This is a genomic window from Phytopseudomonas daroniae, from assembly GCF_004327275.1.
GTDB lineage: Bacteria > Pseudomonadota > Gammaproteobacteria > Pseudomonadales > Pseudomonadaceae > Aquipseudomonas > Aquipseudomonas daroniae.
Genome location: NZ_QJUJ01000013.1, coordinates 72607 through 91042, shown reverse-complemented (window position 1 = coordinate 91042; position 18436 = coordinate 72607). Strand labels below are relative to the sequence as shown.

General features: G+C 60.3%; 20 protein-coding genes. 10 read left to right on the top strand and 10 right to left on the bottom strand.

Annotated elements, in window-relative coordinates; all coding sequences use genetic code 11:
• The first annotated feature begins 211 nt into the window (after positions 1 to 211).
• The 3 genes from DNK10_RS23555 (at position 212) to hda (ending at position 3343) form a co-directional block, all read left to right on the top strand.
• Positions 212 to 1294 carry a DUF2066 domain-containing protein gene (locus tag DNK10_RS23555; protein WP_131193218.1) on the top strand — a complete coding sequence of 361 codons (1083 nt, stop codon included), beginning with the start codon at positions 212 to 214 and terminating at the stop codon, positions 1292 to 1294.
• Between the two features lie 105 nt (positions 1295 to 1399).
• On the top strand, positions 1400 to 2470 hold the full coding sequence (locus DNK10_RS23550; protein WP_131181129.1) for an AI-2E family transporter: 1071 nt from the start codon (positions 1400 to 1402) through the stop codon (positions 2468 to 2470).
• Between the two features lie 168 nt (positions 2471 to 2638).
• Positions 2639 to 3343, top strand: coding sequence for a DnaA regulatory inactivator Hda (gene hda, locus DNK10_RS23545; protein WP_131181128.1), 705 nt, complete (start codon positions 2639 to 2641; stop codon positions 3341 to 3343).
• A 166-nt stretch (positions 3344 to 3509) separates the two neighbouring features.
• Here the strand turns inward: hda and DNK10_RS23540 are convergent, their stop codons facing one another.
• The 3 genes from DNK10_RS23540 to arsC are packed head-to-tail and all read right to left on the bottom strand — an operon-like array spanning position 3510 to position 4880.
• A complete protein-coding gene (locus DNK10_RS23540) occupies positions 3510 to 3932 on the bottom strand; it encodes a DUF2069 domain-containing protein (protein ID WP_131181127.1) in 423 nt (140 codons plus the stop codon).
• On the bottom strand, positions 3916 to 4530 hold the full coding sequence (gene wrbA / locus DNK10_RS23535; RefSeq protein ID WP_131193217.1) for an NAD(P)H:quinone oxidoreductase: 615 nt from the start codon (positions 4528 to 4530) through the stop codon (positions 3916 to 3918). The genes DNK10_RS23540 and wrbA overlap by 17 nt, the downstream gene beginning before the upstream one ends.
• Complete coding sequence (arsC, locus tag DNK10_RS23530) at positions 4527 to 4880, bottom strand: arsenate reductase (glutaredoxin) (RefSeq protein WP_131193216.1); 354 nt, start codon at positions 4878 to 4880, stop codon at positions 4527 to 4529. The genes wrbA and arsC overlap by 4 nt, the downstream gene beginning before the upstream one ends.
• Positions 4881 to 5109: 229 nt before the next feature.
• Between arsC and DNK10_RS23525 the strand changes: the two genes are divergently transcribed.
• Entirely contained in the window at positions 5110 to 6339 is a 1230-nt protein-coding gene (locus tag DNK10_RS23525) for a YihY family inner membrane protein (protein ID WP_131181124.1), read from the top strand.
• A gap of 163 nt (positions 6340 to 6502) precedes the next feature.
• On the top strand, positions 6503 to 6709 hold the full coding sequence (locus DNK10_RS23520; RefSeq protein WP_131193215.1) for a hypothetical protein: 207 nt from the start codon (positions 6503 to 6505) through the stop codon (positions 6707 to 6709).
• On the opposite strand, the gene DNK10_RS23515 is transcribed toward DNK10_RS23520, so the two are convergent.
• Positions 6694 to 7092, bottom strand: a complete 399-nt coding sequence (locus tag DNK10_RS23515) for a hypothetical protein (protein ID WP_131181122.1) — start codon at positions 7090 to 7092, stop codon at positions 6694 to 6696. The genes DNK10_RS23520 and DNK10_RS23515 overlap by 16 nt on opposite strands.
• Before the next feature lie 104 nt (positions 7093 to 7196).
• Complete coding sequence (locus tag DNK10_RS23510) at positions 7197 to 8597, bottom strand: PilZ domain-containing protein (RefSeq protein WP_131193214.1); 1401 nt, start codon at positions 8595 to 8597, stop codon at positions 7197 to 7199.
• A gap of 30 nt (positions 8598 to 8627) precedes the next feature.
• On the opposite strand from DNK10_RS23510, the gene DNK10_RS23505 reads away from it, so the two are divergent.
• Both DNK10_RS23505 and DNK10_RS23500 read left to right on the top strand, forming a co-directional pair.
• Positions 8628 to 9107 carry a TlpA disulfide reductase family protein gene (locus DNK10_RS23505; protein ID WP_131181120.1) on the top strand — a complete coding sequence of 160 codons (480 nt, stop codon included), beginning with the start codon at positions 8628 to 8630 and terminating at the stop codon, positions 9105 to 9107.
• A 4-nt stretch (positions 9108 to 9111) separates the two neighbouring features.
• A complete protein-coding gene (locus tag DNK10_RS23500; protein ID WP_131193213.1) occupies positions 9112 to 9387 on the top strand; it encodes an acylphosphatase in 276 nt (91 codons plus the stop codon).
• A 4-nt stretch (positions 9388 to 9391) separates the two neighbouring features.
• Here the strand turns inward: DNK10_RS23500 and DNK10_RS23495 are convergent, their stop codons facing one another.
• From DNK10_RS23495 to DNK10_RS23485, 3 genes are all read right to left on the bottom strand, one after another.
• Positions 9392 to 10345: a hypothetical protein gene (locus DNK10_RS23495; protein WP_131193212.1), complete on the bottom strand. Its 954-nt coding sequence runs from the start codon at positions 10343 to 10345 to the stop codon at positions 9392 to 9394.
• A gap of 17 nt (positions 10346 to 10362) precedes the next feature.
• Positions 10363 to 12078, bottom strand: a complete 1716-nt coding sequence (locus DNK10_RS23490) for a proline--tRNA ligase (RefSeq protein ID WP_131193211.1) — start codon at positions 12076 to 12078, stop codon at positions 10363 to 10365.
• Between the two features lie 250 nt (positions 12079 to 12328).
• Positions 12329 to 13594: an OprD family porin gene (locus DNK10_RS23485; protein ID WP_131181116.1), complete on the bottom strand. Its 1266-nt coding sequence runs from the start codon at positions 13592 to 13594 to the stop codon at positions 12329 to 12331.
• A gap of 670 nt (positions 13595 to 14264) precedes the next feature.
• Here DNK10_RS23485 and DNK10_RS23480 point away from each other — a divergent pair.
• Both DNK10_RS23480 and DNK10_RS23475 read left to right on the top strand, forming a co-directional pair.
• Positions 14265 to 14690 (top strand): HIT family protein, encoded by a 426-nt coding sequence (locus tag DNK10_RS23480; protein ID WP_131193210.1) that lies wholly within the window; start codon positions 14265 to 14267, stop codon positions 14688 to 14690.
• Positions 14691 to 14897, top strand: coding sequence for a SlyX family protein (locus DNK10_RS23475; RefSeq protein ID WP_131193209.1), 207 nt, complete (start codon positions 14691 to 14693; stop codon positions 14895 to 14897).
• 130 nt (positions 14898 to 15027) lie between these two features.
• Here the strand turns inward: DNK10_RS23475 and DNK10_RS26425 are convergent, their stop codons facing one another.
• Positions 15028 to 15630: a cold-shock protein gene (locus tag DNK10_RS26425; RefSeq protein ID WP_131193208.1), complete on the bottom strand. Its 603-nt coding sequence runs from the start codon at positions 15628 to 15630 to the stop codon at positions 15028 to 15030.
• A 253-nt stretch (positions 15631 to 15883) separates the two neighbouring features.
• A complete protein-coding gene (locus DNK10_RS23465) occupies positions 15884 to 16354 on the bottom strand; it encodes a Dps family protein (RefSeq protein WP_131181112.1) in 471 nt (156 codons plus the stop codon).
• Positions 16355 to 16659: 305 nt separating this feature from the next.
• On the opposite strand from DNK10_RS23465, the gene aspS reads away from it, so the two are divergent.
• Positions 16660 to 18435, top strand: coding sequence for an aspartate--tRNA ligase (aspS, locus tag DNK10_RS23460; RefSeq protein ID WP_131181111.1), 1776 nt, complete (start codon positions 16660 to 16662; stop codon positions 18433 to 18435).
• Position 18436 lies beyond the last annotated feature (1 nt).

The window sequence follows — 18436 nt, the reverse complement described above, 5'->3', positions numbered from 1 at the left end:
GCTTGCCCGGCAGCGGCCAGCCACAGCGCCGGGCGGAGGCTGATCCGTAGGTTCCGAGACGGCAGGAATGAAACCCATCCCTTGGGTGCAGGTCACAAACGGACAAGGGCGCCAGCGCCTCGCGGCTTGCGCTGAAACGGGAACAGCCCCTAAGGTATAACGCCCCGGCTTCTGCCGCGCGCCGTCTTCTTTCCGTCGAGAGTCCCAATTCATGCGCCCGACCTTCCGCCCGTTGCTTCTCTGCCTGTCGCTACTCAGCCTGCCGACCCTGGCGGCTACGGTCAGTGACCTTTATCAGGTACGGGAACCGGTCGCCAGCCAGCAGCCCGAGGAGCGTGACGCGGCCTTGCAACGCGCGGTGGATACGCTGGTGCTGCGCCTGACCGGCAAGCCGGAAGCGGCCGAGGACGGCGCACTGGTGGAGCTGCGCAAGGATCCTCAGCAGATCATCAGCCAGTACGGTTACGAAGGCGATCATCTGGTGGTCGATTTCGATGCCGTGTCCACTGACCGTTCACTGCGCCAGGCAGGCTTTGCGCTGTGGGGTGTCAATCGCCCGGCCATCCTGGCCTGGTGGCTGAACGATACGGCGGATGGTTCGAACATGGTCGGTGATGGTCAGGCCAGTGCCGAACCCCTGCGTTTGGCCGCGCAGCACCGTGGCTTGCCGTTGCGCTTGCCGCTGGCGGATCTCAGCGAGCAATTGCTGGCGACCGACGAAAACCTGAGCGCGCAGGATCCGGATTCCTTGCGCTCGGCCTCGGAGCGCTACGGCGCCGACGCGCTGTTGGCGGTTCGCGCCAGCGAGAGCGACGGCAAGTGGCAAGCCAACTGGCAGTTGTGGCTGGGCGAGAAGCGCGAGCAGGGCAAGGCCGAAGGTGCCGATCAGGCTGCTCTGGCCGATGCCGTGCTGTTGGCCGTGAGCGAGCGCCTGGCGCCGCGTTTCGTGGTCGCTCCGGGAGCGGCCACGACCCAGACCGTAGAAATCATCGGCGCGGATCTGTCGCGCTATGCCGAGTTGCAGCGTGTGCTCGAACCCTTTGGTGCACAGTTGCAATCGGTGCAGGCCGATCGCTTGATCTACAAGGTCAGCGCCAGCGCCGAGCAGTTGCGTACCCAGCTTGCCCTGGTGCAACTGCGCGAAGTCTCCGCCGCTGAGCTGGCTGCCGAAGCGCCAGCCGTAGCCGAAGAGCCAGTCCCCGTGGATGCCGGTCAGATGCCTGTCGAACCGCAGGTCGAGCCCGAGACGCCTACCATCGTGCCGCGTGACGATGTGCTGCGTTTTCGCTGGTAGACTGCCAGCCACCTGAGTTGAAGCGCTTGTACCGGGCTGGCTGCTGTTTGCCCCGGCCGCCGTCGAGTGCGCCCTGATCCGTCATTTCCCTCTCGAGGATTGAGCATGCCCCTTTCGTCTCGCTGGCTATGGATTGCTGTATTGCTGGTGTTGGGTGGCTTCTTGTATGCGCTGCATCCGATTCTTTCACCGTTTCTTGTCGGCATCCTGATTGCCTATCTCGGCGATCCGCTGGTGGATCGTCTGGAGCGCCTGAAGCTATCGCGCACCTGGGGTGTGATCGTGGTGTTTACCTTGTTCACACTGTTGATCGCCCTGGCGCTGCTGGTACTCATCCCAATGCTGGGCAAGCAGTTGGCACGCCTCTACGAACTGCTCCCGCAGATGCTCGACTGGGCGCAGAATCAGGCGCTGCCGTGGATTCAGGTCAAGTTTGGGCTGAACGAAGGGTTCTGGCGCTTCGACCAGCTGAAAGCAGCGATTTCCGGGCACCTGGGCCAGACCAGCGATATCGCCGGGCTGATTCTTTCCCAGGTAACGGCGTCGAGCCTGGCGCTGATGGCCTGGGTAGCCAACCTGCTGTTGATTCCGGTGGTCAGCTTCTACCTGATGCGCGATTGGGATCTGCTGGTCGCGAAGCTGCGCAGCCTGGTGCCGCGCGACAATGAAGGGTTGACTGTCAAGTTGTTCACTGAATGCCATGAGGTGCTGGGCGCGTTCCTGCGTGGGCAACTGCTGGTGATGTTCGCCCTGGGTGTGATGTACGCGGTCGGCCTGATGTCCATCGGGCTGGAGCTGGGTCTGTTGATTGGTCTGCTGGCTGGCCTGGCGAGTATCGTGCCCTATCTTGGCGTGGTGGTCGGTATTGGCGCAGCGCTGCTGGCCGGTTTGTTCCAGTTCGGTGGCGATCCCTATCCGCTGCTGGCTATCGCCGGCGTGTTCGTGGTCGGTCAGATGCTCGAGGGCATGCTGCTGACGCCGCTGCTGGTCGGTGATCGTATTGGCCTGCATCCGGTGGCGGTGATCTTCGCCATCATGGCAGGTGGTCAGTTGTTCGGCTTCACCGGCATTCTGCTGGCGCTGCCGGTGGCCGCGGTAATCATGGTGCTGCTGCGTCATGTGCACGAGCTATACAAACAGTCGGATGCTTATAGCGGGCAGAAACCCGCTGCCTGAGAGTGCGGGGTGTCTATACCTTGCTGGCAACCCGCGCGGCTCGGATCTGAGCGCGTAAACCCTTGTATTGCCTTGGAAAGTACGGCGATGACAGGGCGCCGCGAAGGGTATAGACTTTGCCACCTTTATCCAGAGCCTCGATCTGGCTCCGACGAGCCTTCCCCCAGCATGAAGCCGATTCAGTTGCCCTTGGGTGTGCGTCTGCGTGACGACGCCACCTTCGCCAATTACTACCCGGGCGCCAATGCCGCTGCTCTGGGGTATGTCGAGCGCCTGTGCGAAGCAGATGCTGGTTGGACGGAGAGCCTGATTTATCTGTGGGGCGGTGAGGGTGTCGGTCGCAGCCACCTGCTGCAGGCCGCCTGCCTGCGCTTCGAGCAGATCGGTGAGCGTGCCGTTTACCTGCCGCTGGCCGAGGTGGTGCAATACGGCCCGGAGATTCTCGACAATCTGGAGCAGTTCGAGCTGATTTGCCTGGACGACCTCGAGGCTGCTGCCGGGCAGCGTATCTGGGAAGAAGCGCTGTTCCATCTGTTCAATCGACTGCGTGATAGCGGTCGCCGCCTGCTGCTGGCGGCCAACGCCTCGCCCCGCGAGTTGCCGATCAAGCTCCCCGACCTGAAGTCACGCCTGACCCTGGCGCTGGTATTCCAACTGCAGTCGCTGTCCGACGAAGACAAGCTGCGCGCGCTGCAATTGCGTGCCTCGCGTCGCGGGCTGCATATGAGTGATGACGTCGGACGTTTTATTCTCACCCGCGGCGAGCGCAGCATGAGCGCCCTGTTCGAACTGCTCGAACGCCTCGATCAGGCCTCGTTGCAGGCCCAGCGCAAGCTGACCATTCCCTTTTTGAAAGAGACGCTGGGCTGGTAGTCGGCGGTTCGGCTCCGGATCATCCGGCGGCCTGAAGCGGATCGCCGCCTGATCCACCCTACGGGACGAGCATTCCCAGGCGCTCTCGCGTTGTTCGTAGGAGCCACGGGGCGCCTAGCCTTGCGGGCGATCCTTCGGTATTCCAGGGTCGAACCCGCAGCAGCGCCTATTCCTCTGTACTGCCGCTGTTGCTGTCGATGCGCTGGTACAGCGCACACCAGCGGGTGTAGAGCAGGGCACTGGTGAACAGACTCAGGCTGAGCAGGATTTCCAGCCAGCCGAACAACTGCTTGGACGGATCGAATGCCGCCAGCACGCCCTGGATGAAATACAGGTTGACCACGAAGCAGGCCCAGGAATGGGCTCGCGGATGTCCGCCGATAATGCCGGGGGCGAGCAGCAGAAGAGGCAGCATCTGGAAGGCCAGCACCGCCCATAACAGCGAGCTGGGTACCGCTGCATAACCCAGGTTCCAGATCAGCAATAATGCTGCCAGCGCTAGAAAACTTGCCAGGCTCAGGTAGCGGCAAAAGCGCAGGCGTGGCAGCAGCCAGTCCAGGCCGGGAAGCGGTTTAGCGGTTCTGCCCACGGTCATTTCCCAGTTTGAGTGCAATAGTCGCCAGGCGTTGGCCGAGGGCGCGGCACAGGGTTGTTTCATGCTCATCCAGGGCGCGCTTGCCGTCTACGCCTGCATGATGGCTGGCGCCGTAGGGCGTGCCGCCGCCGCGGGTTTCTACCAGCGCGGATTCGCTGTAGGGCAGGCCGGCGACCAGCATGCCGTGGTGCAAGAGTGGCAGCAACATCGACAGCAGGGTACTTTCCTGGCCGCCATGCAGGCTGGCGGTGGAGGTGAATACACTGGCGGGTTTGCCGACCAGGCTGCCGGTGAGCCACAGGTTACTGGTGCCGTCGAGGAAATACTTCAGTGGCGCGGCCATGTTGCCGAAGCGTGTTGGGCTGCCAAGGGCCAGGCCAGCGCAGTTCTTCAGATCTTCCAGGCTGACGTAAGGTGCGCCTTCGGCAGGAATCGTATCGCTTACCGCTTCGCACTCGGCCGACACCGCCGGCACGCTGCGCAGGCGCGCTTCCAGGCCCTGCATCTCCACGCCGCGGGCGATATGGCGGGCCATTTCGGCGGTAGCGCCATGTCGGCTGTAATACAGCACGAGGATGTAATCGTTACTCATGACAGTAGATCCAGAACGTTCTCGGGTGGGCGACCGATCACGGCGCGGTCGCCCGCGATCAGGATTGGGCGTTCGATCAGGCGTGGGTGAGCAGCCATCGCGTCGATCAGTTGAGCCTCGTTGAGGTCTGTGTTCGCCAGGTTCAGCTCGCGGTACTCGTCTTCGCCTGTACGCAGCAATTGCCGCGCGGGAATGCCCAGCTTGGCCAGCAGGTCACGCAGTTGAGCGGCGGTTGGTGGGACTTCCAGGTAGCGTACCAAGGTCGGTTGCAAGCCCCGATCTTCGAGCAGTTGCAAGGCACTGCGAGATTTGGAGCAGCGTGGGTTGTGGTAGAGCGTCAGGTCGGTCATGAGGTCGTCGCTTCTGGCGGCAGGTGACGGCTATTCTAACCACGTCGGCGCCTTGCGCTGAACTGGGTGCGGCAATGGATGCGAACCTAAGTGCCGACTCAGCGTCTGTTATGCGTCGGTTCCGTTGCGTTTACAGTGACCCGCGTCGAACCATGGCCAGGCCTTCGGCCCCGGATTACGCCTGCGGCTAATCCAGGCTACGTTCTGCTCGAGGCTCTGAGAGGTAGATATGCAGCAACGTTTGCGCGATTGGCTGGAGTTCTGGCGATTTCTCTGGCATCGGTTTTTCGCCAACCGCGGCGCTGACAATGCGGCTGCGCTGACCTACACCACGTTGTTCGCCGTGGTGCCAATGATGACCGTCACCTTTGCCATGCTTTCCGCCGTTCCGGTTTTTCAGGTTACTGGCGAGCAGATCCAGGCATTCATCTTCCATAACTTCGTACCCTCTGCGGGTGAAGCATTGCAGGAGTATTTGCGCGATTTCACCACCCAGGCACGCCAGCTGACCTGGGTCGGCGTCGCGGTTCTGGCGGTTACCGCGTTCTGGATGCTGGTGACCATCGAGCGCACCTTCAATACCATCTGGCGGGTGCGTCAGCCGCGCCGGGGGATCTCCACGTTCCTGCTGTACTGGGCGATTCTCAGCCTTGGCCCGATGCTGCTGGGCGCTGGTTTTGCCGTCAGTACCTACATCGCTTCGTTGTCGCTGCTCAGTGGGCCGGATGCCGTGGTCGGCGCCAAGACGCTGCTGCGTTTCACACCACTGCTGCTCAGTGTGGCTGCCTTCACATTGCTCTATGCGGCGGTTCCCAATGCCCGTGTGCCGCTGCGGCATGCCTTGTTGGGCGGCGTCTTCACGGCAGTGCTGCTGGAGTTGGCCAAGGCGCTGTTCGGTATCTACGTGCGCCTGTTTCCGGGCTACCAGCTGATCTACGGTGCATTCGCCACGGTGCCTCTGTTCCTGCTGTGGATCTTTATGTCGTGGCTGATCGTGCTTATTGGCGCCGAGCTGGTATGTAACCTGGGTGTTTCCCATCGCTGGCGCAAGCAGGCGATGCCAAGAGTGCTGGTGTTGCTGGGCGTTCTGCGGATTTTCCAGACCCGGCAACGTTCCGGTCTGAAGGTGCGTCATCGTGACGTGCAGCGCCAAGGCTGGTTATTGCCGGAACATGAGTGGGAAGAGGTGCTGAGCTTTCTCGAGAGTCAGCGGCTGGTGGCCTGCACGGGCGGAGACAGCTGGATGCTCAGTCGCGACCTTGGACATTACTCGTTGCGGCAGTTGTTGGAGCACAGCCCGTGGTCGTTGCCCCGTCTCGATCAGCTACCGACAGAGCTGGAGGAGCCGTGGTATCCCGCCTTGCATCAGGCTTTGCAGCGCTTGCATGAGGAGCAGGCGCTGCTGTTCGGCGATAGCCTGGCGCATTGGTTGGAAGGGGAAGGGAGTGACAAAAAATGACAGATTGCGCGTCAGATGCGCCTGATACTGAGATGAGGCTGTTACTGCAGACCTTTCGGAGCCGTGGTTTTTGTGACGGTCTGTTGGCGCCATCAAAATGGCATGATTCTGGCAAAGTGCCTGCTTAGTAGATCTTTCGTATCAGCGCCGAGGAGTGCATGCGATGAACAACGCTTCGGATAACGTCGTCATGCTTCGCCCGCGTGACAGCAGCGCCGCGCTGGAGAACCTGAATCGCATTACCGGGCTTCGCTTCAGCCGCTGGCCAGAATCTCTTGTTTCGCCCGCGCAGAAAGAGGCGCAAGCGAACGCCCGGCCAGGCCTCGGTGAGTCAGGCGCACCGGCGCCTTTCGGTCAGGCGTTTGCCTGATTTACTTCCGTTTGAGCGAATGCGGGTTCGACGGCTTGTACGAAGAGTTCTTCCACCTTCACCTCGACTCGGGGCAGTGCCGAGCGTAGGCGTATCTGCATATCCTCGATCCGCTGTGCGACCGGCAGCCGCGCGATGCCGGATAGCAGGATTCTGTCCTGGGCACTGACCTTGGCGTGATCCAGATTCACCGAGCGCAGCTGGCCACCGTCGCGATAGCTGACCTGCAGCGATACCAGGCTGTTGGCCTGGCCGGGCAAGTGGAGCCAGGCGGCGATGTTGAATTCGGCCACACGCCCGTCATAGGTGGTGAGTTGCAGGTGAGCGCTTTCGATAAGGTGAGCGGGTACCTGGCCGATCAGCGTGTCATGAGCGTTGGGCATGGGACTTTCCCTGGCTGCAAAAGGACGTCAGCGAAGAATTATAAAGAGGCCACCTGCTTCCAGACTGTGCGCTATGCCGATGTTTGGCGTGATTCGACTCTCATTTATGGCAGTTCGAGAGGGTGGCGGCTCACCATTGCACTGAGCAGATTGCATGGCGGCAACTGCAACTGATTCTGGCTGACCGCGTTGGGCAATTGCAGCCAGAGGTTTTCCTCGTCGGCGAATTGATTGCGCGGTAACCACAAACCGTGGTGCCAGCCATTTCGTGGTTTTGGTGTGCTCTGCAGGATGCCCAGGTGCGACTGGCTGCTGGGTGTACGCCTGATCCAGGTCGGTTGCGCCAGGCCCTTGAGATAACGTAGGCCGAGATGAAGCCCTTCGGTATTGAGGTGCCGCCAGCAGATCAGTGCCAGGACGTCGCTGTCGGCCATCAACAGCACCAATTGGCCGATGGGCAGCGTGCTTGCGGCTTGTGCCGCGCACAGTAAACGTGCGCCGCCAGGGCCGATATCGAGAATTTTTCCTTCCGTGCATTGGGGGCGTTGTTCCAGCAGTTGAGCGTGAATCGCCGGTACGCCGATGGCCAGTCGGCAATCGCTTTGTTTCAGTGTGCGAGAGTGGCGGCGCTGATTATTTCCTAGCCAGTGTTGCTGCACACGCTCGAGCAGCTCACGCGCGGCGACGCTCTGCAGCGGTGCCGGTTCGCTTAGGGCGACCAGCAGCGCACCGAGTTCCAGGCGGCGCAGCGTGTCGGAGCCTGCATCCGGGCGCTGTGAATAGGTCAGGCAGGGTTGAGCTCCCTCCAGATCGACCAGTGCCCCTTCGGATTTGTCTTCCACATCCCAGGGTAGTAAGCGTGCGGTAGCCGCCAGTGGTGCCAGGGCGGTGAATAACCGTTCGCTTTCTTCGGGATGCAGGTGAGGTGGATTGCTGAGAGCCAGCAAAAGTATCTGCTGGTAAAGGCCGCGCAGTGTATCGGCAGGCGTTGGCGAAAAGGCCGCTGCCACGGGTTCGTCGAGGCAATCCTGCTGTTCGCCCAGCCAGTACAGCAGATGGCTGTCGCGCCACAGCTCGGGGGGCGGTTCCCGGTACTGCTGGTAGTGGCGCAGCAGCGTTTGCGCGATGAAATGCTGGGCCATGTACAGGCACCAGGCGAGATGAGGGCGCGAGGGCTTGTGTCCCTGGAGTATCTGCAGCAGCAGGCGCTTGAAGCCGATGGCCAGTTCGCAGCACAGCAGGATCAACAGCTGCACTGGCGGTGCACTGTGTCCGCCCGCGTTGTAGTGATGATACTCATCGCTGAAATTTTGCAGCGTGCGCTGCCTTTCGAGTAAGGTCATCGTACTGCGGTTGAGGCGCGAAAGCAGGGCGAGTGCCTCCTGCAATCCAGCTTCTGCGGGCTGCTGGCGAGCCGTGCTGAGTCGCTCGCCGAGTTCGGCCCGGGTTATCGAATTGCTCTGCAGGGCTTCGGGCACGTCGAGCTGCGAGGCATCCAGTGTCATAGCAACCCTACCGGTATGAGGACCGTTTCCATGGTAAAGCGACTCCAGGCAGTCATTCGGATCGTGACGGTGCTCGTCGCCGGGTTGGCGCTGGCGGGGTGCGGGAATGACTTCGGCGTCGACCAGCATGGGCAAAAGGTAGCGGCTGAGCGGCTTGATGGCCAGTGGCTGGTTATCAATTATTGGGCTGAATGGTGCGGCCCATGCCGTTCCGAGATCCCCGAGTTGAATGCGCTGGCTCCGGAGTTGGAGAAACAGTCGATCGGCGTGTTTGGCGTGAACTTCGATGGCTTGCAGGGCGATGACCTCGCCCGGGCTGCGCAGGCGCTGGGCATCGAGTTCACCGTGCTGGCTCAAGATCCCGCCGAGCACTACGGGTTACCGCCCAGCGATGCCCTGCCAGTGACCTATATCGTCGATGATAAAGGCAAAGTGCGCGAACGCCTGCTCGGCGAGCAGAATGCAGAGGGTTTGAAAGCGCGCCTGAGTGCGTTGCGGCGAGAGGGATAATGCTATGGCCAATCTATGCCTGCACGGCTATGTCAGCGGCCGTGTTCAGGGCGTCGGTTTTCGCCAAAGTACGGCAGCCGAGGCAGTGCGACTGGGTCTGTCAGGCTGGGTGCGCAACCTGAGCGATGGCCGGGTGGAGGTATTGTTCGAAGGTGACACCGCCGCGGTGCGCGTCTTGGCGAGCTGGCTGGAAAACGGGCCGCCTCAGGCGAGAGTGACTTCGCTGGCATTGCAGGAGCGGCCCTTGCAGGGAGTGAAGGATTTCGCCGTGCGGCGTTGAGAGCTTAGTCTTCGCCTGGATCGGCGACCAATCGTCCTGCGTTATCGGTCAGTGATTTGAGAAACGCCGCCTGCAATTCCGGATCATGACGGGTCAGCTCGATCAGGCTCTGCTCAAGTTCGCTGGCTTCCTCTTCAAGCCCCAGTTCTGACAGGCGCTTGACGCGATGCACCCATTGCTCGACTTCCGCGCCTTCCAGATCGTCATAAATCAGATCATGGGCTTCGCGCAGTTTACCGCGCAGGGTACGGCTAACCAGCAATGTCGCTTCGGCGCTGGTCGAATCCTGATCGTCGGTAACCCTCAGTAGTAGCGTGCCAATACGGGCTATGTCCTGGTCGACAAAGGGGTCATCAAGCAGATTCAGTCGCAGCACCCCGTGGCGGTCGGTGAGCAGTTCGTGGGTTTGCTCGCCGGCTTTGACCTGCACTGGTCGTTCGGCCCAGGGCAGGCTGGAGTATTCGGTACGGGTTTCCTGGCGCTTTTCCTCGATACTGGCCAGGTTCTGTTGCGAGCGGCCATTGGACTCGACGTTCATGAACGGATTGATGCCCGCCACTCCGTAGCTGATCCAGCCCTTGGTCGCTGCATCCGGCAGCCGACCCAGTGTCACCACGTTGAGCACGTTGGCGCCAACACCACCGACGATAGCCACCGTGCCCAGCGGAATCTCGTAGAGCTCGCGCCAGGGCTGGTAAGGCGTGTAGCGATCATAGTGGCGGGTGACTTCGAAAGGCGTCACCTCGAAGACTTTCTGTTCGTGCACGCGTACGCGTCGCTGCGGCAGCTCCAATACCTGAGGTTGCCCCACGTCGATCTGCAGACTGTGGCTCAACAGTTTGCGCTCGATGCGTTCCTCGTGTTCGCTGCGCTGTGGCAAATGATTGGCACAGCCAGTGAGAAGCAGGGCGCCACAGGTTGTGGCGCCGACGAGGCGTAAGGTGCTTCGCTTGAACATGACGACTCTTTGGCGGGTCAGCGGCGGATACGGTTCTGGATGAACGACAGGACATCGGCAACGGCAACTGGTTGAGCCTCGGTTTCCACGCGGCTCTTGTATTCCAGGTTGCCTTCGGCGAGACCGCGGTCGCTGACCACGATACGATGCGGGATGCCGATCAATTCCATGTCCGCGAATTTGATGCCCGGACTGGTCTTTTTGTCACGGTCATCGAGCAGCACTTCAAAGCCCGCAGCGGTCAGTTGCGCATACAGCTTGTCGGTCGCTTCGCGCACGGCCTCGGTCTCGTAGCGCAGGGGCACCAGGGCGATATGGAAGGGCGCCAGGGCATCGTTCCAGATGATGCCGCGCTCATCGGAGTTCTGCTCGATGGCCGCCGCCACCACGCGGGATACGCCGATGCCGTAGCAGCCCATGCTCAGGGTGACCGGCTTGCCGTTTTCACCCAGCACCTGGCAGTTCATCGATTCGCTGTATTTGGTGCCAAGCTGGAAAATATGCCCGACTTCGATGCCACGCTTGATTTCCAGCGTGCCCTGGCCGTCCGGGCTCGGGTCGCCGGCCACTACGTTGCGCAGATCGGCAACGGTCGGTACGGGAAGGTCGCGTTCCCAGTTGACGCCGAAATAGTGCTTGTCGTCGACGTTGGCGCCGATGGCGAAGTCGCTCATCAGTTCTACCGAGCGGTCGATGATGATCGGCAGGGGAAGATTCAGCGGGCCCAGGGAGCCAGCACCTGCGCCTATGGCTGTACGCAGCTCGGCGTCCGAGGCCATCACCAGCGGGCTGGCGACGCCTGGTTGATTGCCGGCCTTGATCTCGTTCAGCTCGTGATCACCGCGGACGATCAGGGCGATCAGCTTGCCTTCTTCTTCGGCGTGCACGATCAGCGTCTTGATGGTGCGCTCGATCGGCAGATCGAAACCATCCACCAGTTGCTGGATGGTTTTCGCGTTCGGTGTGTCGATCAGGCGCAGTTCTTCAGTGGCTGCCGGGCGAGCGGTTTCGCGAGGAATCGCTTCGGCCTTCTCGATGTTGGCCGCGTAGTCGGAGACATTGCTGAACACGATGTCATCTTCGCCGGATTCGGCCAGTACATGGAACTCGTGGGAACCGGCGCCACCGATCGAGCCGTTGTCGGCCACCACCGGGCGGAAATTCAGGCCCAGGCGGGTAAAGATATTGCAGTAAGCCTGGTGCATGCGGTCATAGGTTTCCTGCAGGGAAGCCTGGCTGGCATGGAAGGAGTAGGCGTCCTTCATGATGAACTCGCGGCCACGCATCAAGCCGAAGCGCGGGCGGATCTCGTCGCGGAATTTGGTCTGGATCTGGTACATGTTCAGCGGCAGCTGCTTGTAGCTGTTCAGCTCGTTGCGCGCCAGGTCGGTGATGACTTCCTCATGGGTCGGGCCGACGCAGAACTCACGGTCATGGCGATCCTTCACACGCAGCAGTTCCGGGCCGTATTGCACCCAGCGACCGGACTCCTGCCACAATTCCGCAGGCTGAATGGCGGGCATCAGCACTTCCAGAGCGCCGGCGGCATCCATCTCTTCGCGTACCACCTTCTCTACCTTGCGCAACGTGCGCAGGCCCATGGGTAGCCAGGTATAGAGGCCGGAGGCGACTTTGCGGATCATCCCGGCACGCAGCATCAGCTGGTGGCTGACGACGACAGCGTCGGAAGGCGTTTCTTTGAGGGTCGAGAGCAGGAACTGACTGGTGCGCATGGGGGGCCGTTCTGTCGGTTGCAAAGGATTTTTATGACCCGGCATTGTACGGTGCCTGTCCTGTTGCGTACAGGATGCCGGTGCGGGGCGCAGAAGGCTGATATCGATTTGGGGAGGTAGGTCGAGGGGCGTGGTGCGGATGCATGAGGCATCTGCGCAGATGGGGCAGAGGGCTGTATGCGCGGCCTTTTGAAATGAAAAACCCGGCATCAAGCCGGGTTTTTCATTTGTCGCCGCGTAGTGCCTGTATTTACAGAACGCTCAGCGGGTATTCGACGATCAGACGAACTTCGTCCAGCTTGCCACCTTCATAGCCGGCATCAGCACGGTAGGTTGCTTGGCGAACGCGGAACGACAGATCCTTGGCCGCGCCGTCCTGTACGACGTATTTGGCTTCGATGTTGCGTTCCCAGCGGCTCAGGTCGCTGCCAGGGCCTACATCGATGTCACTACCGGTGATGTAGCGAGCCATGAAGCTCAGGCCTGGTACGCCGAAAGTCGCCAGATCCAGGTCGTAGCGGGCCTGCCAGGACTTCTCGTCTTTACCGTTGAAGTCACGCATCTGCACGGAGTTGGCCAGGAAGACGGTGCCGCCACCATCAACGCCGTAAGCATAGCCAGCATCACCGCTGGAGCGCTGGTGGGCAACGGTGAAGGTGTGGGCGCTGAGGCTATAGGCTGCTGCCAAACTCCAGATCTTGTTGTCGACTTCGCCGTAGCGCTCTTCGCCGTCACCGCTGGTTTTATAGGCGTTGAAGTCGAAGTTCAGCGCTTGCTCGTCGCTCAGCGGCAGGTTGTAGTTCAAGTTGACATAGGTCTTCTTGAAGAAGTCTTCGACGTCGGAGTGGTGGATCGCGCCGCTGAAGTTGTCAGTGAAGCTGTAGCTTGCACCCACGATGTTGGCGGAGGTCAGGCCTTGCTCGCCCTTGCCGTTGATGCCATCACGGCCGCTGCCTACTTGGCTGCTCATTGCGGTGAATCGACCAGCGGTCAGCTCGAGACCTTCGATTTCATTGCTGGTGAGCAGAGTACCAGTGGCGACTTCCGGCAGAATGCGGCTGTCGTCGGTGGCGAATACCGGGCTCGAAGTGAACTGGCTGCCGTATTTCAGAACGGTATCGGACAGACGCAGTTTGATAGCGCCACCGACTTCGCTCTGGGTGTCTTCACCGCGGCCGTCGCTGGTGGTGCCGAACTGGCCGGTGCTGTGGCGGCCACGGCCGCTGTCGATTTTGATGCTGCTTAGGCTGTGAGCGTCGAAACCGAAACCAACGGTACCTTGAGTGAAGCCGGATTCGTACAGCAGGCGAATACCGAGGCCGGTTTCTTCGGTGTAGCTCTGGGAGCCAGGTGCGGCATTACGGAAATCACGGTTGAAGTACAACGCGCGATTGAAAATATTGAAGCTGCTGTCTTCGATAAAGCCGTTGGACTCGGACTGGCTGGACGCCACTGCCATTTGAGAAGTACCCGCGGCTACTGCCAGGGCGATTACGCTCCACTTCATCACTCGCATCGTGATTTGCTCCTTTGGTTTAGAAGAATACTTCCACTGCTCAATTGGTTGTTATGGAGAGCAGCTCTATTTCTTTTTGTGTCGGCGGTAATTTATAGCACGGCGCTTTTATTGGCGATAGTTTCGATCTATCCATTGGTCGTGCCCACAGTCTGGTCGTAAACAGAATCGGACATGTCGCAATTTCGTAGATTTCCACTCGTGCAGTACCTGCCAACCGTTCTTTCGGCTCTTGATCGGGCGTGGTTACGTTACCACGTTGCCCTGAAGAGGAGCGTTATAGGCTCTAAAGCAAGACTCGTGCTCAAAATGCCAAAGTCGTGAAATAAGTGAGGCTCCAGGTGCGTTTAAGCCCGTTTCGTTAGCTAAAAATACATATTCCCGACCTAAATTTTTCATTTTCAGTCTTGTGGTTAGGGTGCTTATTAATAGGAGGGAATCTTTTTGGTGGGTTTTCTGATAATGAGTTTTAATTGAGTGCGTCGATAATCCTCTAATGTTTACTTTGCGAAACAAAATGGTGCGCGAAAAATTGCGCTCGTAGCGTTTGTGCTGCTTCTTGGTGCGCTGTCGGCGGGGTTAATTTTTCAGGACGGGCCCGGTATGCTGCCTGCCTACATTCGGTCGCCTCTTTCCTCTGGCGGTCACATTAAGTCGAGTGGTGAATTGAATGTTCGTTCTGGATACCCGTCTGCAGCAGGACACCTTTGTATTGGGGGAGTTTCCCTTGAGCCGTCTACTGCTCAGCAACGATGCCCGCTATCCGTGGTTCATCCTGGTGCCACGTCGAGAGGACGTCAGTGAGGTGTTTCAGCTCGATGCGGAGGATCAGCGTGCGTTGTGGGCGGAAACGGCTCTGTTGGCCGAAGTGCTGAAAGAGGCGTTCAAGGCGGACAAGATCAATATCGCCACCCTGGGCAACGTGGTGAGCCAGCTGCATATGCATGTGATCGTGCGTTACCGCGACGATGCTGCCTGGCCAGCTCCCGTGTGGGGGCGTCACCCGGCCAAACCCTATGAGCCGGAGCAAGTGTCCGCCCTGCGGGACAGGCTGCGTTCGGTGATACCGGAACCGTTTCGTTTCGGGGATCTATAAATGAAGGTGCTCGAAGATCGCATCGTCGAGCTGGAGAGCCGCCAGGCCTTTCAGGACGACACCATCCAGTCACTCAACGATGCCCTCGTGGAGCAGCAGAAGCTCATCGAGCGCCTGCAGCGACAATTGCAATCGCTGGCCAAGCGGCAGGAGGAGACGAGCGCCTTTGGTATCGCTCAGGATGATGCGCCGCCACCTCATTATTGAGTGCCTGGCCCCGGAACAAAAAATTGCCGGGAGCCGTTTTTGCCGTCGCTCCGCGACGGCCCGTAGGGTTGCCGCCAGGGAAGGCAACAAAAAAGCCCGCATCGATGCGGGCTTTTTCGTTATGCAGTGTTCAGCGCCGGGTTGGCAGCGCTGCGATCACGTCTTCGGCCTGCAGGCCTTTGTCGCGTTGCATCACGGAAAATTCCACGCGCTGGCCTTCTACCAGAACGCGGTGGCCTTCGCCGCGGATGGCGCGGAAGTGCACGAAGATATCCTCGCCCACATCGCGGGAGATAAAGCCAAAGCCTTTGGAGGTATTGAACCACTTGACCGTACCGGTCTCGCGATCACCCAGATCCTGCGGCACGGACGTCTTCTGTCGGTCGAAGCGCAGGTTGGTCGCCAGATGCAGGGCAACTGCAATGGCGATGATCAGCAGGCTGAACAGCAGAGCTGGTTGCTCGGCGATCAGCGGCAGTGGCGCGAGCAGAATCAGCGCTTGCAGCAGCGTACCGAGAATCAGCAGGGCGCATACCAGGTTTTGCAGTTGTTGACGCAGGTTGTTGTGCCAGAGCGGGAACTGGGTGGCCAGTAGCAGGTTGAGAACGCCGAAGAGAGCCAGGCACAGGGCGTCCGGATGTTGCAGGAACGGCTGGGCGTGATCGCTCAGGCTGGGGATAGTAGATAACAGCAGGGCAGACAGCCCCACCAGTAGGTGGACGATTTTCAACATATTTAACGCACTCACTTGATAAAGGATCACCAGGAAGAGCTGGCTCCACGCGATTTGCCGTGACGTAAGGGCGATGGAATATACGAGAGGGCCAGCCTATGCGTCTTTCCGAAGGCTCGGGAGGACGGCACGGGGCGTATTTAACAGCAAAGGAGGGGGCTTCTCAAATCAGCGGTGCTGTTGCAGTGGGGAGATAAGGATACAGATGAAGGAACGATGGCCGCCGAAGGGGCGGCCATCGCGAAAGGCCTGATCAGGAAGCCAGCAGACTGCGCAGCATCCACGCGGTTTTTTCGTGAACCTGCATGCGCTGAGTCAGCAGGTCGGCGGTGGGCTCGTCACTGACCTTATCCAGCAGCGGGAAGATGCCGCGGGCTGTGCGTACCACAGCTTCCTGGCCCTGTACCAGCAGCTTGATCATTTCGTCGGCGGTCGGCACACCTTCCTCTTCCTTGATCGAGGACAGGCGTGCGTACGCTGCATAGGTGCCGGGAGCCGGAAAGCCCAGGGCGCGGATACGCTCGGCAATGGCGTCGACGGCCAGCGCCAGTTCGGTGTACTGACCTTCGAACATCAGGTGCAGGGTGTTGAACATCGGCCCGGTAACGTTCCAGTGAAAGTTATGGGTTTTCAGGTACAGGGTGTAGGTGTCGGCCAGCAGGCGCGACAGGCCTTCGGCGATGGAGGCGCGATCCTGTTCAGCGATTCCGATGTTGATTTCCATGGATTTTTCTCCTGTCGGTGGGGATAGGCTGTGTAGCCCTGCGAATGGGCAGAGACTATCACGGTGGGTAAAGGACGCTATGTGCTTTGTATCAATGGCGCCGATCACGGAAAACTATGCGTGGCGCCGCCGGTAACTTGCTCGGCTGCGCAGTGCTGCTTAACCATATATAATCGCTCGCTTTGCTGCAGCGACAGACCGTCTGGCTTGTCCGTGCGAATCCCTGCAGTGCGTTTGCTGGCTCGGACGAAAAGCGCCGGCTCGCGGTTCAATGAATTTCAGACTCAAGAGAAGCGATTACCACCATGATGCGCAGCCACTATTGCGGCCAGTTGAACGAAAGCCTGGACGGCCAGGAAATCACCCTCTGCGGATGGGTTCACCGTCGTCGTGACCACGGTGGCGTGATCTTCCTCGACATCCGTGACCGTGAAGGCCTGGCTCAGGTGGTATTCGACCCGGATCGTGCTGACACCTTCGCCAAGGCCGACCGAGTGCGCAGCGAATACGTGGTCAAGATCACCGGTAAGGTGCGTCTGCGTCCGGCTGGTGCGGTCAATCCGAACATGGCGTCGGGCGCCATCGAAGTGCTCGGCTATGAGCTGGAAGTGCTGAATGAAGCCGAAACGCCGCCGTTCCCGCTCAACGAATACTCCGATGTCGGTGAAGAAACCCGCCTGCGCTATCGCTTCATCGACCTGCGTCGCCCGGAAATGGCCGAGAAGCTCAAGCTGCGCTCGCGTATCACCAGCAGCATTCGCCGCTACCTGGACGACAACGGTTTCCTCGACGTGGAAACGCCGATCCTGACCCGCGCCACCCCGGAAGGCGCCCGCGATTATCTGGTGCCGAGCCGTACCCACGCTGGCAGCTTCTTCGCCCTGCCGCAGTCGCCACAGCTGTTCAAGCAACTGTTGATGGTCGCCGGCTTCGACCGCTACTACCAGATCGCCAAGTGCTTCCGCGATGAAGACCTGCGGGCTGATCGCCAGCCGGAATTCACCCAGATCGATATCGAGACCAGCTTCCTCGATGAAAGCGACATCATGGACATCACCGAGACCATGATCCGCAACCTGTTCAAGGAAGTGCTGGACGTCGAATTTGGCGAGCTGCCGCACATGACTCTGGCCGAAGCCATGCGTCGTTTCGGTTCGGACAAGCCGGATCTGCGTATCCCGATGGAGCTGGTCGACGTTGCCGATCAACTCAAGGATGTCGATTTCAAGGTGTTCGCAGGCCCGGCCAACGACCCGAAAGGCCGTGTTGCCGCGTTGCGCGTTCCAGGCGGGGCGAGCATGCCGCGCAAGCAGATCGACGACTACACCAAGTTCGTTGGCAACTACGGTGCCAGGGGCCTGGCCTATATCAAGGTCAACGAGCGCGCCAAGGGCGTCGAGGGTCTGCAGTCGCCGATCGTCAAGAACATCGCCGAGCCGAATCTCAACGTGATCCTCGATCGCGTTGGCGCTGTCGACGGCGACATCGTGTTCTTCGGTGCCGACAAGGCCAAGGTGGTCTGCGATGCCCTGGGCGCGTTGCGCATCAAGCTTGGTCATGACCTCAACCTGCTGACCGCCGAGTGGGCGCCGCTGTGGGTCGTCGACTTCCCGATGTTCGAAGAGAACGACGATGGCAGCCTGACCGCCATGCACCACCCGTTCACTTCGCCGAAGTGCTCGGCCGAAGAGCTGGAGGCCAATCCGGCCGCCGCACTGTCGCGTGCCTACGACCTGGTGCTTAACGGCACCGAACTGGGTGGCGGTTCGATCCGTATCCATGACAAGGCCATGCAGCAGACCGTGTTCCGCGTACTGGGCATCAGTGAAGACGAGCAGCAGGAGAAGTTCGGCTTCCTGCTCGATGCCCTGAAGTACGGTGCGCCGCCCCATGGTGGTCTGGCCTTCGGCCTCGACCGTCTGGTTATGCTGATGACCGGTGCCAGCTCGATTCGCGAAGTCATTGCCTTCCCGAAAACCCAGAGCGCTGCCTGCGTCATGACTCAGGCACCGGGCGTGGTGGATGGCAAGTCGCTTCGCGAACTGCACATTCGCCTTCGCGAGCAACCCAAGGCGGAGTAAG

Bases quoted from the DNA above. Each gene is read 5' to 3' on its own strand.
- DNK10_RS23555 (WP_131193218.1), top strand. From the start codon at position 212: ATGCGCCCGACCTTCCGCCCGTTGCTTCTCTGCCTGTCGCTACTCAGC.
- DNK10_RS23550 (WP_131181129.1), top strand. From the start codon at position 1,400: ATGCCCCTTTCGTCTCGCTGGCTATGGATTGCTGTATTGCTGGTGTTG.
- hda (WP_131181128.1), top strand. From the start codon at position 2,639: ATGAAGCCGATTCAGTTGCCCTTGGGTGTGCGTCTGCGTGACGACGCC.
- wrbA (WP_131193217.1), bottom strand. From the start codon at position 4,530: ATGAGTAACGATTACATCCTCGTGCTGTATTACAGCCGACATGGCGCT.
- arsC (WP_131193216.1), bottom strand. From the start codon at position 4,880: ATGACCGACCTGACGCTCTACCACAACCCACGCTGCTCCAAATCTCGC.
- DNK10_RS23525 (WP_131181124.1), top strand. From the start codon at position 5,110: ATGCAGCAACGTTTGCGCGATTGGCTGGAGTTCTGGCGATTTCTCTGG.
- DNK10_RS23520 (WP_131193215.1), top strand. From the start codon at position 6,503: ATGAACAACGCTTCGGATAACGTCGTCATGCTTCGCCCGCGTGACAGC.
- DNK10_RS23515 (WP_131181122.1), bottom strand. From the start codon at position 7,092: ATGCCCAACGCTCATGACACGCTGATCGGCCAGGTACCCGCTCACCTT.
- DNK10_RS23510 (WP_131193214.1), bottom strand. From the start codon at position 8,597: ATGACACTGGATGCCTCGCAGCTCGACGTGCCCGAAGCCCTGCAGAGC.
- DNK10_RS23505 (WP_131181120.1), top strand. From the start codon at position 8,628: ATGGTAAAGCGACTCCAGGCAGTCATTCGGATCGTGACGGTGCTCGTC.
- DNK10_RS23500 (WP_131193213.1), top strand. From the start codon at position 9,112: ATGGCCAATCTATGCCTGCACGGCTATGTCAGCGGCCGTGTTCAGGGC.
- DNK10_RS23495 (WP_131193212.1), bottom strand. From the start codon at position 10,345: ATGTTCAAGCGAAGCACCTTACGCCTCGTCGGCGCCACAACCTGTGGC.
- DNK10_RS23490 (WP_131193211.1), bottom strand. From the start codon at position 12,078: ATGCGCACCAGTCAGTTCCTGCTCTCGACCCTCAAAGAAACGCCTTCC.
- DNK10_RS23485 (WP_131181116.1), bottom strand. From the start codon at position 13,594: ATGCGAGTGATGAAGTGGAGCGTAATCGCCCTGGCAGTAGCCGCGGGT.
- DNK10_RS23480 (WP_131193210.1), top strand. From the start codon at position 14,265: ATGTTCGTTCTGGATACCCGTCTGCAGCAGGACACCTTTGTATTGGGG.
- DNK10_RS23475 (WP_131193209.1), top strand. From the start codon at position 14,691: ATGAAGGTGCTCGAAGATCGCATCGTCGAGCTGGAGAGCCGCCAGGCC.
- DNK10_RS26425 (WP_131193208.1), bottom strand. From the start codon at position 15,630: ATGTTGAAAATCGTCCACCTACTGGTGGGGCTGTCTGCCCTGCTGTTA.
- DNK10_RS23465 (WP_131181112.1), bottom strand. From the start codon at position 16,354: ATGGAAATCAACATCGGAATCGCTGAACAGGATCGCGCCTCCATCGCC.
- aspS (WP_131181111.1), top strand. From the start codon at position 16,660: ATGATGCGCAGCCACTATTGCGGCCAGTTGAACGAAAGCCTGGACGGC.